Origin of the sequence: Azorhizobium sp. AG788, assembly GCF_943371865.1 — a bacterium.
Lineage (GTDB): Bacteria > Pseudomonadota > Alphaproteobacteria > Rhizobiales > Xanthobacteraceae > Azorhizobium.
Map to the genome: position 1 here is coordinate 112,179 of NZ_CALRWL010000010.1, position 15,511 is coordinate 127,689.

Annotated in this window: 15 protein-coding genes and 1 tRNA gene; 12 read left to right on the forward strand and 4 right to left on the reverse strand. The window is 66.0% G+C overall.

Going from position 1 to position 15,511, the window contains the following annotated elements; all coding sequences use genetic code 11:
* Positions 1-19 precede the first annotated feature (19 nt).
* The 10 genes from tssA (at position 20) to AAG816_RS08650 (ending at position 11,586) form a co-directional block, all read left to right on the forward strand.
* Complete coding sequence (tssA, locus tag AAG816_RS08605; RefSeq protein ID WP_341989185.1) at positions 20-1,150, forward strand: type VI secretion system protein TssA; 1,131 nt, start codon at positions 20-22, stop codon at positions 1,148-1,150.
* 72 nt (positions 1,151-1,222) lie between these two features.
* Positions 1,223-1,741: a type VI secretion system contractile sheath small subunit gene (gene tssB / locus AAG816_RS08610; RefSeq protein WP_341989186.1), complete on the forward strand. Its 519-nt coding sequence runs from the start codon at positions 1,223-1,225 to the stop codon at positions 1,739-1,741.
* 4 nt (positions 1,742-1,745) lie between these two features.
* A complete protein-coding gene (gene tssC, locus AAG816_RS08615; RefSeq protein WP_341989187.1) occupies positions 1,746-3,248 on the forward strand; it encodes a type VI secretion system contractile sheath large subunit in 1,503 nt (500 codons plus the stop codon).
* A gap of 142 nt (positions 3,249-3,390) precedes the next feature.
* Positions 3,391-4,851: a type VI secretion system contractile sheath large subunit gene (gene tssC, locus AAG816_RS08620; RefSeq protein WP_341989188.1), complete on the forward strand. Its 1,461-nt coding sequence runs from the start codon at positions 3,391-3,393 to the stop codon at positions 4,849-4,851.
* 110 nt (positions 4,852-4,961) lie between these two features.
* Positions 4,962-5,771: a type VI secretion system accessory protein TagJ gene (locus AAG816_RS08625; protein WP_341989189.1), complete on the forward strand. Its 810-nt coding sequence runs from the start codon at positions 4,962-4,964 to the stop codon at positions 5,769-5,771.
* Positions 5,768-6,232, forward strand: coding sequence for a type VI secretion system baseplate subunit TssE (gene tssE / locus AAG816_RS08630; protein ID WP_341989190.1), 465 nt, complete (start codon positions 5,768-5,770; stop codon positions 6,230-6,232). Before AAG816_RS08625 ends, tssE begins: the two co-directional genes overlap by 4 nt.
* On the forward strand, positions 6,225-8,054 hold the full coding sequence (gene tssF, locus AAG816_RS08635) for a type VI secretion system baseplate subunit TssF (RefSeq protein ID WP_341989192.1): 1,830 nt from the start codon (positions 6,225-6,227) through the stop codon (positions 8,052-8,054). The genes tssE and tssF overlap by 8 nt, the downstream gene beginning before the upstream one ends.
* Entirely contained in the window at positions 8,018-9,112 is a 1,095-nt protein-coding gene (gene tssG / locus AAG816_RS08640) for a type VI secretion system baseplate subunit TssG (RefSeq protein ID WP_341989193.1), read from the forward strand. The genes tssF and tssG overlap by 37 nt, the downstream gene beginning before the upstream one ends.
* 44 nt (positions 9,113-9,156) lie before the next feature.
* The gene (locus AAG816_RS08645) at positions 9,157-10,719 is read left to right on the forward strand and encodes a class I SAM-dependent methyltransferase (RefSeq protein ID WP_341989194.1); all 1,563 of its coding nucleotides are present in this window, start codon (positions 9,157-9,159) and stop codon (positions 10,717-10,719) included.
* A 243-nt stretch (positions 10,720-10,962) separates the two neighbouring features.
* Complete coding sequence (locus tag AAG816_RS08650) at positions 10,963-11,586, forward strand: hypothetical protein (protein ID WP_341989195.1); 624 nt, start codon at positions 10,963-10,965, stop codon at positions 11,584-11,586.
* A gap of 230 nt (positions 11,587-11,816) precedes the next feature.
* On the opposite strand, the gene AAG816_RS08655 is transcribed toward AAG816_RS08650, so the two are convergent.
* Both AAG816_RS08655 and ftsY read right to left on the reverse strand, forming a co-directional pair.
* Positions 11,817-11,892, reverse strand: a tRNA-Ala gene (locus AAG816_RS08655).
* 107 nt (positions 11,893-11,999) lie between these two features.
* Positions 12,000-12,941, reverse strand: a complete 942-nt coding sequence (gene ftsY, locus AAG816_RS08660) for a signal recognition particle-docking protein FtsY (RefSeq protein ID WP_341989197.1) — start codon at positions 12,939-12,941, stop codon at positions 12,000-12,002.
* Positions 12,942-13,024: 83 nt separating this feature from the next.
* Here ftsY and AAG816_RS08665 point away from each other — a divergent pair, with 83 nt between their 5' ends.
* Together AAG816_RS08665 and AAG816_RS08670 are read left to right on the forward strand one after the other, a co-directional pair.
* Positions 13,025-13,303 carry a BrnT family toxin gene (locus tag AAG816_RS08665; protein ID WP_341989198.1) on the forward strand — a complete coding sequence of 93 codons (279 nt, stop codon included), beginning with the start codon at positions 13,025-13,027 and terminating at the stop codon, positions 13,301-13,303.
* A complete protein-coding gene (locus AAG816_RS08670) occupies positions 13,257-13,544 on the forward strand; it encodes a BrnA antitoxin family protein (protein WP_341989199.1) in 288 nt (95 codons plus the stop codon). Before AAG816_RS08665 ends, AAG816_RS08670 begins: the two co-directional genes overlap by 47 nt.
* 49 nt (positions 13,545-13,593) lie before the next feature.
* Here AAG816_RS08670 and mtaB read toward each other — a convergent pair whose 3' ends face one another.
* The gene (gene mtaB, locus AAG816_RS08675; RefSeq protein ID WP_341989200.1) at positions 13,594-14,901 is read right to left on the reverse strand and encodes a tRNA (N(6)-L-threonylcarbamoyladenosine(37)-C(2))-methylthiotransferase MtaB; all 1,308 of its coding nucleotides are present in this window, start codon (positions 14,899-14,901) and stop codon (positions 13,594-13,596) included.
* Positions 14,902-14,903: 2 nt separating this feature from the next.
* Positions 14,904-15,511 (reverse strand): diaminopimelate epimerase (dapF, locus tag AAG816_RS08680; RefSeq protein ID WP_341989201.1); only part of this gene is annotated, 608 nt, incomplete at its 5' end.

Genomic DNA, 15,511 nt, shown 5'->3' on the forward strand with positions numbered 1-15,511 from the left:
CAGGCCTGCTTGGATCTCCATGCTCCCGACCTGCACCTTTGAAACCGACGCCCTGCTGCAGCCCATCAGCGAAGAGGCCCCCTGCGGGACCGATCCGCGGGCGGACGGCTCGCCGACCGCGCGCTATCTCCAGGCCAAAGACGCCCGCGCCGCCGCACGGCGCGCCGAGCGCGCCAATGACGTGGATGGCGAAGGCGCGCCGCCGCGCCAGGAATGGGCCGAGGTGGTGGAACTCACCGGCGCCATCCTGATCGAAGAGGCCAAGGATCTGGAGGTCGCCGCGTGGCTGGTGGAGGGCCTGGTGCGCGTGGACGGCCTCGCTGGCTTCTATACCGGGCTGAAGGTGGCCGAAGGGCTGGTGAACGCGTTCTGGGACGGGATCTTCCCGCAGCCGGACGAGGACGGCGAAGAGCCGCGGCTGATGCCGTTCATCGGTCTGAACGGGGCCGACGGGCAGGGAATCCTGATCCAGCCGCTGCGCATGATCCCGGTGACCGGCGGCGGCACCGCCTATGCCTTCTGGCAATATGAGCAGGCGCTCGATATCAGCCATATCACCGACGAGGCCAAGCGCGAGGCCCGGCTGGCCAGCGGCGGTCCGGTGCTTGATGCCATCACCCAGGCGGTGCAGGCGACGCCGGCGAGCTTCTATCGCCAGCTGGTGGTGGACCTGCAAGGCTGCCTGACGGCGCTGGATGAGCTCTCCAGTGCGTTTTCCGCCCGCGTCGGCGTGGATGCGCCCCCCGCCGGCAGCCTGCGCAACGTGCTGAACAGCATGTTGGATGCGGTCAATGTTTTTGCAGCCGACAAGCTTGCGCAATCGGCCCAGTCGGCGGAAATTGCGGCGGCGGAAGTGGGAGGGGCGGACGGATCCACGGCGGACGGGGACGTGGGTTCGGCGTCAGTTTCATCCGGGGCGCTCTCCAATCGGGAAGAGGCGTTCCGGCAGCTTCTGAGCGTTGCAGCTTATTTTCGCAAGACTGAGCCCCATTCGCCCATCTCCTACAGTCTTGAGGAGATCGTGCGGCGCGGGCGCATGAACCTTGGGCAATTGCTCGAGGAATTGATCGTCGACGCCGACGCCCGCCGCTACTTCTATATCGCCTCGGGCCTGAAGGCCCCGGCGCCGGCCGCGGACAGCGACGGTTAAGCGGCGGACCGCAGCGTGGGCCAGAGGCTCTGCAAGATTTTTAGGTGTTCAAAGGCAAAGGGGTGAAGCGCGATGGCCAGTGTTCACGAGAAGCTCAACCGGGTGCGCAAACCGCGCGTCCACATCACCTATGATGTGGAAACCGAAGGCGCTGTGGTCGAGAAGGAACTGCCCTTCGTGGTCGGCGTTCTCGGCGACTTCTCCGGCGACCCCACGGAGCCGCTGAAGCCCCTGAATGATCGCAAGTTCATTCAGATCGATCGCGATAATTTCGACCAGATCCTGGCCCGCATGACCCCGGGGCTGAAGCTCAAGGTGGACAACACCCTGGCCGACGACGGCAGCCAGATGACGGTCGAGCTGGGCTTCAAGTCCATGGACGACTTCGATCCCGCGTCGGTGGTGGCCCGCGTGGAGCCCCTGCGCAAGCTGATGGAAGCCCGCGACCAGCTGCGCGACCTGCTGTCCAAGGCGGATCGCTCGGAAAATCTGGAGAATCTGCTGGAGCAGATCCTCACCAAGGAAGAAGACCTGAAGACCTTGAGCGGTCAGCTCGGCATCGAGACTGCCCCCGAAAAGAAGGAGGGCTGAGATCATGGCTGACGCACAGGCTCAAGACGGCGCCGCCCCGGAAGCCGCAGCTTCCGAAGCCGCCGCTGGCACCGCCAGCTTCCTCGATCAGGCCATCGCTGCCACCAAGCAGACCGATCCTGACCGCACCACCGAACTGCTGCGCACCTTTACCCGCGAAGCGCTCGCCGGGACGGTGACCTATTCGAAGAATCTGTCGCAGACCATCAACAATGCCATCAAGGGCATTGATGCGAAGATTTCCACCCAGCTCAACGCCATCATGCACCACCCGGACTTCCAGAAGCTGGAAGGTACCTGGCGGGGCCTGAACTATCTGGTGATGAATTCCGAGACCGGCACCGGCCTCAAGATCCGCGTCATCAACTGCACCAAGCGCGAGCTCTACAAGAGCCTGACGAAGTCGTCGGAGTTCGACCAGAGCACCATCTTCAAGAAGATCTATGAGACCGAGTTCGGCAGCCCCGGCGGCGAGCCCTATGGGGCCCTCATCGGCGACTATGAATTCACCAACCATCCCGAAGACGTCGAGCTGCTGACCCAGGTCTCCAGCGTTGCCGCAGCGGCGTTCGCGCCGTTCATTGCGGCGGCCAGCCCCAAGCTGTTCGGCTTCGACGACTACACCGAACTGTCCAAGCCGCGCGATCTGGAAAAGATCTTCGACACCATCGAATATGCCAAATGGCGCAGCTTCCGCGACAGCGAGGATTCCCGCTTCGTCACGCTGGCCCTGCCGCGCACCCTGTCGCGTTTGCCCTATGGCGCCGACACCAAGCCGGTCGAGGCCTTCGATTATGAGGAAGCCCCGATCGTGAATGGCGTGCCCCACGCCATGCACCACAGCGAATACACCTGGATGAACTCGGCCTATGTGCTGGGTGCGCGCCTCACCGACGCGTTCGCGCAGCATGGATGGTGCACCGCCATCCGCGGCGCCGAGGGCGGCGGCAAGGTGGAAAACCTGCCGAGCCACGTCTTCATCTCCGATGATGGCGACAGCGATCAGCAGTGCCCCACCGAGATCGGCATCACCGATCGGCGCGAGGCCGAACTGTCCAAGCTCGGCTTCCTGCCCCTGTGCCATTACAAGGGCACGGACTATGCGGTGTTCTTCGGTGGCCAGACCACGCAGAAGCCCAAGAAGTACGACCGGCCGGAAGCCACCTCCAATGCGGCCATCTCGGCGCGTCTGCCGTACATGATGGCCACCTCCCGCTTCGCCCATTATCTGAAGATCATGGGCCGCGACAAGGTCGGCTCCTTCATGGAAGCCAGCGATTGCGAGGCGTGGCTGAACCGCTGGATCATCAACTATGTCAACGGCAATCCCGAAGCCGGCCAGGACATGAAGGCCAAATATCCGCTGGCGGAAGCCAAGGTGGAAGTGCGCGAGATCCCCGGCAAGCCGGGCTCGTACAACGCCGTGGCCTGGCTGCGTCCGTGGCTGCAGATGGAAGAGTTGACCGCCTCGCTGCGCATGGTCGCCCGCATCCCGACGGTGGGCTGATCGCGGATCGCGCAGGGAGGGCATCTGCTTGATATCCGTGGATGCCGCCTCGCATCTCTCGGACCCGGAGGCGCAATCCTCCGGGCCCGACAGTTCTGAACCCGGCCCCGCACGCGTGGCGCTGCGGCGGGAAGCCGTCGCCATGGCCGTGGGTCGCCTCGACGATGCGCCCCTGGCGGCTTTCGTGGCGGAGACGGATCCCGCCCGCGCCCTGCGCGCCTGGTTCGGCGACGATGTCGCCCACCTGACCAGCGGCTCAGCCCTCGCCGGGGTGATCGACCGGGACATCGCCCTGCTCGACGAGTTGCTGACCGACCAATTGAATGCCGTGCTGCACCATGAGCGCTTCCGGGCCATGGAGGCCTCGTGGCGCGGGCTGGCCTATCTGTGCGCCTCCGCTCTGGGGACGCAGGACGTGGTGGTTCGGGTCCTGAACCTGTCCTGGCAGGAAGTGTGCGCCGATTTCGATCGGGCCGCGGACTTCGACCAGAGCCATCTGTTCACCAAGGTCTATAGCGAAGAATTCGGCATGCCCGGCGGCCAGCCGTTCGGGGTGCTGCTGTGCGACTATGAGGTGCAGCATCGCCCGACCCCCGACCACCGCACCGATGATGTCACCGCTTTGAGCGGCTTGGCTGCCGTGGCCGCGGCGGCGTTTGCGCCGGCGATCCTCTCCGCCTCGCCGCAATTGCTGGGCATCGACAGCTTTTCCGAGCTGAGCCGGCTGCAAAGCATCAGCGGCGTCTACCGGGCACAGGAATATATCCGCTTCGAGCGCATGCGCGCGGGCGACGACGTGCGCTTCCTCGGCCTGGTGATGCCGCGGATCCTCATGCGCAAGCCCTACAGCCAGGATGGCGTGTCCGGCGTGGGCTTCCGCTATCGGGAGGACATCCGCGGCCTGACCGAGGATGACATGTGCTGGGGCAGCGCGGTCTATGCCCTCGGCGAGGTGCTCATCCGCGCCTTCGACCAGCACGGCTGGTTCGCGGACATCTGCGGCACCCATCGCGACGAGATCGATTACGGGCTCGTCACCGGGGTGCGTGCCCCGAGCGCGGAGACCGACGCGCCAGGGGTGGTGGAGCGCTTCGGCAGCCAGCTCGTGCTCTCCGACGAAACCGAATACGAATTGTGGCAGATGGGCATCATGACCCTGAACGTCTGCAAGGGCACCCCGTACCTGGCGTTCAAATCCAGCCCGTCCCTGCAGAGCGTGCCCAACAGCCGGCTGCATTCCATCGCCAATGTGAACGCGCATATGTCGGCGATGCTGCGCTACATTTTCTGCGTGTCGCGCTTTGCCCATTACGTGAAGGTGAAGATCCGTGACAAGCTGGGCGCCTATGTGAACGCCGATGCCTGCGAGCGCGAATTGCAGACCTGGCTGCATTCCTATTGCCTCGGCAATGACGATGCGGGCGCCGAGATGAAGGCCCGCTATCCGCTGCGGGAGGCGACGGTGGAAGTGCGCGCCGTGCCCAGCCGGCCGGGCTCGTTTGCCTGCGTCATGCATCTGCGGCCGCATTTTCAGCTCGACCAGATCTTTACCAGCTTCAAACTGGTGACCGACGTGGCCATCGCCCCGTTGCGCGCCGGATGACGAAATGCCCACAGACCGATCCGACCGGCGCGCACCGCCATCGGATCGGTAAAGCCGATCTCTCGTAGCCACTTAGAGCCTGATCGCCTCAGGCTCTTGGAGATGACCCCATGTCGCTTTCCGCGCTGAAATTGTTCGAAGCCGGCCGCCTCCGCGAGGCGATCGCCGCCAGCAATGAAGAGGTCAAGGCCGCGCCCCTGGACATCCAGCGGCGCAGCCAGCTGGCGGAGTTCCTCTGCGTGGCCGGCGATCTGGAGCGCGCCGAGCGCCAGTTCGACGCCATCGCCACCCAGGACCCCACCACCGCGGTGCGGGTCGCGGGCCTGCGCCAGTTGATCCGGGCCGACATGGCCCGCCAGCAGGTGTGGACGGAAGGCCGCTCGCCCGAATTCGCCGCGCCCCCGCCGGAGCATGTGGCGCTGCGCCTGGAGGCCCTGATGCATCTGCGCGAGGGCCGCTCCGAGGAAGGCTGGGCCGCGCTGGCCCGCGCCGAGGCGGCGCGCCCGCCGGTCAGCGGCACCCATGACGGGGTGCCGTTCGAGGATTTCCGCGATCTCGACGATCTCACCGCCGGCATCTTCGAAGTGATGACGGTGACCGGCAAGTATTTCTGGATTCCCCTGGAGCAGGTGGACGAAGCGGTGTTCACCGCGCCGACCCGGCCGCTGGATTCCGCCTGGTGCACGGTGCGCATGAGCGTGCGCGGCGGCCCCGAAGGCGAGGTGATGGTGCCCGCCACCTATCCGGTGCGGTCCGGGGAGGTGAGCGAGGCACTGAAGCTGGGCCGGGAAACCGACTGGGTGGAAGCGGGCGCCGATTGCGTGTTCGGCCAGGGCCAGCGCTGCTTCCTGGTCGGCGAGGAAAGCCTGCCGATCCTCAACCTGCGGACCCTCACCTTCACGGCGCCCGCGAGCGCATGAACGGGCCGGGCTCGCGCACCTCGCTGGGGCTGTCGATCGTCGATCGGCTGCTGGATGACGAGCGCCCGTCGGTGCTCGCCTTCCGCGATGGGTTGCGCCGGGACATCGAGGATCTGCTGAACACCGAGTGGCGGGTGACCGGATGGTCGGCGGACCTGACCGAACTGGACTCCTCGCTGCTGAATTACGGCATCATGTCGCTGTCCACGGTCAATCTCTCCACCGAGCAGCGGCGGGCACAGGTGGTGAAGGAGATCGGTGATATCATCCGGCGGTGGGAGCCGCGGCTCGAGAACATGCGTGTTTCGGTCCTGCCCAATATCGATTCCGGCGACCGCTCGCTGCGCATGCGCATCGATGCGGAGGTCACCGTCGATTCATCGCCCGAGGTCCTGGTGTTCGATACCGTGATCGATCCCGTCGCCAATTCGATTGTCCTGAAGAGCGCCCGCAGTGAGTGACGATCTTCTCACCTATTACAATCGCGAGATCGCCTATCTGCGGCAGATGGCCGGTGAGTTCGCCAGCGCCAATCCGAAGATCGCCGGCCATCTGCGGCTGTCGGGCGATGCTATCGACGACCCTCATGTGGCCCGGCTCATGGAGGGCGTCGCCTTCCTCAATGCCCGCATCGGCCGCAAGCTGGACGACGAGTTTCCCGAGCTGGTCAACGCGATGCTGGAGGTGCTCTACCCCCATTATCTCGCGCCCATTCCCTCCATGGCCACGGTGCAGTTCCAGCCCAAGGCGGAGATCACCGGCCCGCAATTCATCCCGCCCGACACGGAGCTGGAGTCCGAGCCGGTGCAAGGGGAGGTGTGCCGCTTCCGCACCCGCTATCCGGTGACCTTGTGGCCGTTCGTGCTGGCGGATGCCGCCATGACCGGGCGCCCCCTGGTGGCCCCCGCCAATCCGGCGGCGGATGGCGCCGCGGCGGTGCTGCGCCTGTCGCTGAAATGCACCACGCCGGGCCTGACCTTCACCCAGTTGCAGCCCGATCGCATCCGCTTCTTCCTGCGCGGCCAGCCGCATCAGGTCTATGCGCTGCAGCAGCTGATCTTGAACAACACCGTATCGGTGGCCCTGGCGGATGGGGTCGGCGACCCCAATCCGGTCCTTCTGCCCCCCAGCGCCGTCTCGCCGGTGGGATTTGCCGATGACGAGAACATGCAGCCCTATCCGCCGCAGTCGCAGCGGGCCTACCGGCTGCTGACGGAATTCTTCGTCTTTCCCGAGAAGTTCCTGTTCATCGACATCGACATCTCGGCCAAGGTGCTGCGCGGCGCCGGCCCGAACATGGATATCTTCTTCTATTTCAACGACACCGACGTCACCCTGGAGCGCACCGTCTCCAAGGAGCTGTTCGCCTTGGGCTGCACGCCCATCATCAATCTGTTTCCCCAGCGCGCCGAGCCGCTGGTGGCCTCCCACAATCGCTATGAGCACCGGGTGATCCCCGATGCGCGGCGCCAGGGCGTGCTGGAGGTGCATTCCATCATCTCGGTGGTGGGCACCGATGCTGCCGGGGCCCAGCGCCCGATCCTGCCGTTCTACGCCCGCAACAAGTCCGGCGAGGAGGCTGCGGAGCCGGCCTATTGGACCACCGCCCGCCGGCCCGCGGGCGGGCGCGATCCGGGGACGGAAGTGTTCATGTCGGTGGTGGACCGCGAGCAGGACCTGTCGCCGCACAAGGAGCTGGTGCTGTCGCTGGAGACCTTGTGCCTCAACCGCGACCTGCCGGCCAAGCTGCCCTATGGCGGCGGGCATCCCTATCTGAAGCCGGTGCAGGGCATCGGCACCGTGGGCGCCATCTCCTGCATCTCGCCGCCCACGCGGACCTTGCGGCCCGGCAGCGCGGAGGGCTACCGCTGGCAGCTGATCTCCCATCTGATCCTGAACCATCTGTCCATCACCGGCCCCAAGGGCCTGGAGGCGCTGAAGGAAATCCTGCGCCTGTATGACCTGCTCGATTCCGCCGAGACCTACCGCATCACCGACGGCATCGTCGCCCTCACCGCGCAGCGCGGCACCGCGCGGGCGCCGGTGCGGCCGGGCGACGTGCCGTGGGGGGACGCCATCTGTCGCGGCATCGACATCAGCATCGAGTTTGATCCGGCCCATTTCAGCGGCAGCAGCATCTTCCTGTTCTCCATGGTGCTGGACCGCTTCTTCGGCCTCTATGCCTCCATCAATTCCTTCACCCGGCTCACCGCCACGGTGAAGGGAAAATCAGGAATCCTCCGCACATGGCCCGCTCGCGCCGGATACCGCCCGCTACTATAATCGAGCGGCTGATCGCGGAGCCGCAGAGCTTTGACTTCATCCAGGCGGTGCGCGTTCTGGAGCGGCTGCGGCGGCATCACCGCGCCGTGGCCCATGAATTGCGCGATTTCTGGGCCGCCGCCGACGGCAGCGAGCGCGAGGTGCATCTGGACGCGGTGCGCTTCGTCAGCGAGCCGTCGCTGACCTATCCCGCCGCCACCATCACCAAAGCGGAGTTGCTGGACCCCGACGGGCCGATGCGGCTCACGGTGGCCCTGTTCGGCCTCATCGGGCCGCTGGGGGTCTTGCCCTATGGCTACTCCAATCTGGCGACCCAGAGCCTGCACAAGAAGAACCCGGCCTTCACCGCCTTCCTGGACATCTTCCAGCACCGGGCGGCGGCGCATTTCTATCGGGCCTCGACCAAATACCGCCTCGCCATCTCGCACGAGCAGCGCACGCCGAAGCAGCCCGACGCCTTCACGGCGGTGCTGCGCAGCCTGGTGGGGCTGGGCTTTCCCTCCATGCACCATCGGCTGGCGGTGTCCGACGACGTGATCCTGCACTATGCGGGCATGTTCTCGGGCAATGTGCGCTCGCTGTCGGACCTGGAAGCCCTCCTGGTGCGCGAATTGACCCATCCGGTCTCGATCCTGCCGTTTGTGGGCGGCTGGCTGTCGGTGGCCCCCGGCGAACAGAGCAGCCTGCCCTCGCCCGCCGCGCCCGCAGGCCTGCATTGCCAGCTGGATTCCAGCGCCATGCTGGGGTCCCGCGCCTGGGTGGCGCAGGATTGCTTCCGGGTGATCATCGGCCCCATCGACCGGGCCGGCCTGCACGATCTGTTGCCGGGCGGCGCCGAATTCCGCCGCATCGTTGATCTGGTGCGGCTGTATTGCGGGATGGAGTTCGACTTCGAGATCAATGTGCTCCTCAAGGCCGACGCCGTGCCCGCGGCCCGCCTCGCCCAGGGGGATGACGACCCGGACGCCGCCCGCCTGGGCCGCACCGGCTGGATCCTCAGCGCCCCGAGCCCCATCGATCGATCGGACGCCATCTTTCCCGCGGACGATCTCGGCTGAGCCGAGCCCCGTCCCTTCCTTTCCTCCTATTGAAGCACGCGCACATGTCTTCCTGGGCTTCCGGCTATGTCAGCGACATCGAATATCTGCCCGGCCTCTATGTGGAGCAGGCACCGGGCCACATGGTTCTGGCCTGCCTCCTCAACGGCATGGCGCCGCCGGACCTGAGCGGGGCGTTCACGTATTGCGAACTGGGCTGCGGCCAGGGCGTCACCGCCAATGTGGTGGCGGCGGCCAATCCCTCTGCCCATGTGGTGGCGGTGGATTTCAACCCGGCCCACATCGCCCGCGCCCGCGCCTCCGCCAAGGCGGCGGGCCTGACCAATGTGGAGTTCCTGGAACTCAGCTTCGAGGAGATGCTCGATCCCCAGAAGGCCGCCCTGCCGGACTTCGACGTGGTGACCTTGCATGGGGTCTGGTCCTGGATCAGCCCGGAGCATCGCGACGCCATCACCGCCTTCCTGGCGCGGCGGGTGAAGCCCGGCGGCCTGGTATCGGTGAGCTACAATTCCATGCCCGGCTGGACCGCCATGCTGCCGTTGCAGCGCCTCCTGATCGAGCATGCCGCGCTGAGCCACGGGCGCAGCGACACGCAGATTCTCCAGTCGCTGGATTTTGCCGAGAAGCTGTTGGGCGCCGGCTCCGGCGTGCTGGGCTCGGCGACCCTGTTCGAGCAATTGCGCCACGGCTCGGCCAAGCATGCGGGCGACGACCGCTCGGTCTATCTCGCCCACGAATATCTCAATGCCAATTGGAAGCCGCTCTATCACATGGACACCGCCCGCCAACTGGCGCAGGCGAAGCTCAATTATGTGGGCTCGGCGACCCTGACCGAGAATTTCCCCGACCTGATGTTCAACCCGGCGCAGCGGGAGATGCTGGCTTCGGTTCCCGCGGGGGCGTTCCGCGAGACCTTGCGCGATTATCTGGTGAGCCGGCCATTCCGCCGCGACATCTATGTGCGCGGCGCCCGGCCCCTGGCCGATGCGGAGCGCGATGCCCAATTGCGCGGCTTCGGCCTCGCCCTCAGCGTGCCGGCCACCGACACCAAGACCAGCATCGACGTGCCCGCCGGCAAGGCGCAACTGGAAGAGCGCCATTACCGGCCCGTGTTTGACGCCCTGACGATCCGCCCGCACACCCTGGGGGAATTGGTGGACCTGCCGGCGCTGCGCGACCAGGCGGACCGCCCCTCCATGGTGGAACTGGCCGGCATTCTGGTGGGCACCGCCCAGGCCCTGCCCCTGCCCTATGGCCTCACCGGCACCGCGGATCGCGCGGCCCTGGAACTGAACCGCCTGGCGGTGCGCGAAGTGGCCGAGAAGCGGGCGAAGACCGCATCGGTGGCCGCCCCGCTCACCGGCTCCGGCCTGACGCTGAACACCATGGAAGCCCTGGTCTATGACGCCTTGGCCAACGGGGTGGCGGCGGAATTTGCCCCCTTGCTGGCCTATGTGGAGGCCCGCATGGCGGACAATGCGGTGCCCTTGATGCGCGACGGCCAGCCGATCGAAAGCGCCGACGCCATGCAGGCGGCGATCCGCGAAAGCGTCCAATGGTGCATCGACCGCCGGCTGGCCTTCTGGCAGCAGACGCTGATGATTTGAGCGGGGCTGGTGGGCCGGCGGGGGTATCCTAATCTGTGCCCTTGCCGGCCTCAAAAGCTTGCAACTGATGGGCTGTGTATATGTGCAAGGGCATAGCTCTCGCGCTAAACTCACTGCTGGCAACGGAGTGTACGGCATGCCCACGGCTCGGTGCAGGTTTCTTGCCCAAGGTGTGACGGAGCTTCCACCTCTCGGTGCTGGCGTTCAGGAACACGCGACACACCGCCCGCCAGGATTTCTGCGATGACCGGCATTCAGATCGACCCCACCGATGACCCGCGAATCGTAAGGATCAGCATCACGCCGTATGATGGGCCTCCTCCCAAGTCTCTAACAGAAGCGCTAGCTCTCGAAATAATACTCTCGGCGCTATCAGATCACCATTCAGATGATCTGATACTCGCTTTAGATAGCATTTCATCAAAAGACGCTTACTTTCAGATAATTCAGTCTGCCAGGGAAATAGGCAGCACTCCTCCCCACTTCCGTTTATGTTTCCGTACAGCATGGTCTGTGCGAAGCCACATTATCCGCGAAATCGTTGATGATGACGATCTAATCAGAGCAACACTACGGATACTCCTCCCACCTTATCACGGCACGGCCCAGACACTTTATCGAGGCGAGCAAGCGCTAAGATTTCGTGGGGGTCGCCTGGGATTCAATTGGTCATCCAACAAATCCACGGCGGAGCAGTTCGCGCGCGGATTGTGCAGCGATTATGAAGGCGGAGGCATCCTCCTTACTGCCTTTGCACCGGCAAACGCGATCTTCACGGGGCCGGGCGAGCACAGCAATTGGATGGGTGAGGCCGAGTTCATCGTCGACCCCACTTTGCTGAGCGATATCCGAGAGCTGCGCGTCTAGATGAGACGAGGGCGGCGGGGCGATTCAACCGTGTCCACCTGCCCTGCTGAGCGTATTCGACCACGGCGCAAGAATCACGCTCACTGCCTTCCTTTAGAGGGAACACATTTTGCAAGCGCAGACGTGGCGTATAATTACGCCATTTCAGATTCTATTATACTTTAATGGGCGGGAGGATCGCCTGGGAATGCATCATTCCGCCGGATGAATTTTAGGCGAAATTAATCAAGTGGTGGAGCCGAGGGGAATCGAACCCCTGACCTCTGCAGTGCGATTGCAGCGCTCTCCCATCTGAGCTACGGCCCCGTACCTTGGGAGGCGCCATTTAGGGTTTGAGCCCTCCCCCTGTCAAGCGACCCCTGCAAACCATGCACAGGGGAGGCAGAACCGTTGCGCCAGCGCTTGGGCGGGCCTCAGCTGAGGCCGGCCACGGCGCGGGCGAAATCCTTGGCGGAGAAGGACTGGAGGTCTTCGGCGCTCTCGCCCACCCCCACCAGATGGATCGGCAGGCCGTGCGTGGCGGCGATGGCCACCAGGATGCCGCCCCGCGCGGTGCCGTCCAGTTTGGTCATCACCAGGCCGGTGACGCCGGCCAGGCGGGTGAACACTTCCACCTGGGTCAAGGCGTTCTGGCCCACGGTGGCATCCAGCACCAGGAGCACCGCATGGGGCGCGCCGGGGGCCAGTTTCTTGATCACCCGCACCACTTTTTCCAGCTCGGCCATCAGTTCGGTGCGGTTCTGCAGCCGGCCGGCGGTGTCGATGAGCAGCACGTCGGAGCCGTTGGCGCGGGCCTCGGTGATGGCGTCATGGGCGACACCGGCGGCATCGGCGCCCGATTCGCGCGCCACCACATGGGCGCCGGTGCGCGCACCCCACACCTTCAATTGCTCGATGGCGGCGGCGCGGAACGTATCGCCGGCCGCCAGCGTCACCTTCTTGCCCTCGGCCCGCCATTGCGAGGCCAGCTTGCCGATGGTGGTGGTCTTGCCCGAGCCGTTCACCCCCACCATCAGCACCACATAGGGCTTCTGGGCGGGATCGATCACCAAGGGCTTGGCCACCGGGGCGAGGATCGCCTCCACCTCGGCGGCGATCAGCGCCTTGACCTCGTCCGGCTCGATCATCTTGTCGTGTCGGCCACGGCCCACCGCCTCGACGATGCGGGCGGCGGTGGCGGTGCCGAGATCGGCGCGGATCAGGAGATCCTCCAGTTCCTCGAGGGTCGCCGCATCCAGCTTGCGCTTGGTGACGAGGGCGGTGATGCCTTGGGTGAGGTTGGTGGCGGTGCGCGCCAATCCGCCGGTGAGGCGGCGCCAGAAGCCGGGCTTTTCCGGTGGGGGAGTGTCAGTCATGCAGCGCTTCGCCCTTCAACGCCCGTGGCAGCCCGGAGATACAGACTCTGGACGGCCATCTTTTTTGTATATACATTAATTCGATGAAGATCACCTTCAACGCCGCGAAACGAGCCGCGACCTTGAAGGAGCGTGGCTTGGATTTTGCGGACGCCACCGCGGTATTCGCCGGCCGCACCTTCAGCGCCGAAGATACCCGGCGCGACGATGGGGAAATCCGCATCAATACGGTCGGCGAATTGGCGGGCCGCTTGGTGATCGTGTGCTGGACGCCGCGCGGCGAAAGTCGCCGGATCGTCTCGATGAGGAAATGCAATGACCGCGAAACCGCGCTCTATCGGCAGCGACTTGACCCGCGTTGACGCCCACACCATCGGCCCGGCCGAATATGACGACATTCCCGAACTGGACGATGCCTTTTTCGCCACGGCCCTCGAGGAAATCGCCGGCCAGCCGGTCCGCCGTGGACGGCCGCCATCGCGCAGCCCGAAGCAGGCGGTCAGCCTTCGCCTCTCCCCGGACGTGCTGGAATATTTCCGGAGCGCCGGACCGGGCTGGCAGACGCGCATCGACGAGGCTCTGCGCAAGGCCGCCAAGCTCTGAGCGGCACAGCGCGCAGATGCCGGACCCCTGGCGCGGGCAGGGGATGGCGTCATGCAGCCACCAGGCGCGTGCCGTCGTGTCCGGCCATGCGCAGATCGAGGATGGCGCCAGGCGCCGCGGGCCGGGCGAGACGCACCGGCGTGAAATGGGGGGTCCGCCCGATGCCGCCGCGCTCCACCAGCACCGGCCGGCTCACGCCCACTTCGGCGGACAGGTGCCGGCGCAGGGCGCTGGCGCCCGCCTCCCGCAAGCGGTGGGCGCGGGCGGTGATGAGGGCGGATGGCACCGGCGGCATGCGCGCCGCCGGGGTGCCCGGACGGGGCGAGAACGGGAAGACGTGCAGATAGGTCAGGCCGCAGGCCTCCACCATGGCCAGCGAATTGCGGAACATGGTCTCGGTCTCGGTGGGGAAGCCGGCGATGAGGTCGGCCCCGAGCACCAGGTCCGGCCGCAGCCGGCGCATCTCGCCCACCAGAGCGATGGCCTGGGCGCGCGAGTGGCGGCGCTTCATGCGCTTGAGGATCAGATCGTCGCCCGATTGCAGCGAGAGGTGCAGATGCGGCATCAGCCGCTCCTCCTCCGCCAGGGCGCGCAAGAGGTCCGGGTCGGCCTCGACGCTGTCGATGGAGGACAGGCGCAGCCGCTTCAGCTCGGGCACATGGCGCAGGATCGCCCGCACCAATTTGCCCAGGGTGGGGGCGCCGGGCAGGCCCTCCCCATAGGAGGTGAGATCGACGCCGGTGAGCACCACCTCGCCGTGGCCAGCCTCCACCAATGTGCGAATTTGCGACACTGTATCACCCAGGGGAACTGAGCGGGAATTTCCGCGTCCATAGGGGATGATACAAAAGGTGCAACGGTGGTCGCAGCCGGTCTGCACCTGCACGAAGGCGCGGGTGTGCCCGTCCAGGCCATCCACCATGTGCAGCGCCGTTTCGCGCACCGCCATGATGTCGTCCACCACCACCTTCGCCTCGCCGGAGACGCCGAAATCCAGCGCCCGCCTGGCTTCGCGCCAGGTGGCGGGGGCGGCCTTGGCGCCGTTGCCGATCACCCGGTCCACCTCGGGCATGGCCGCGAAGGTGGCCGGCTCGGTCTGCGCCGCACATCCGGTGACCACCACCCGCATCTCGGGCTGGTCCCGCTTCAACTTGCGGATTGCCTGCCGGGCCTGGCGCACCGCCTCCCCCGTCACCGCGCAGGTATTGAACACCACCGTGCGCTCCAGCCCGGCCGCGGTGGCGGCGCGGCGGATCTGCTCGGAGTCCAAGGTGTTGAGGCGACAGCCGAAAGTCCGCACGGCGAGTCCGCTCTCAAGCACCGTCTCCGGGGCGCAAGGGCCGCAGGCGTGGGACATGCTCAGGCCGCCTCGGCCAGCATCTCGGCGGTGAGGATGCCGGAGAATTCATGGGCCACCGGCCCGGTCATCAGCACATGGTCGTCGCTCTCCCGCCAGTGGAGCGTGAGATCGCCGCCGGGCAAGGTCACCCGCACCTGCCGCCCGCTGCGGCCGGTGCGGGCGGCGGCGACAGCGGTGGCGCAGCCGGCGGTGCCACAGGCGCGGGTGCGCCCCGCGCCACGTTCCCAGACATGGAGCCGGATATGGTCCGGGCTCATCACCTGGGCAAAGGAGATGTTGGCGCGCTCGGGAAACAGCGGGTGGTGCTCCAGGGTCGCGCCCAACTGCTCCACATCCACCGCATCCGCATCGGGCACGAAGAAGATCGCATGGGGATTGCCCATGCTGACAAAGCTGGCGGGACCCAGCGCCGCAAAGCCCTCGATGACGAACGCACGGGTATCGGCCACCGGGCGGGCGAGCGGGATCTGGTCCCAGGCCAGCCCGGGGGCGCCCATATCCACGGTCACGGTGCCGTCGGGCTGGACGGTGCAGTCCAGCAGGCCAGCGGCGCTCTCGAAGCGGATGGCGCGGGCGCCGGTGCGCTCCGATTCCAATGCAGCGATGC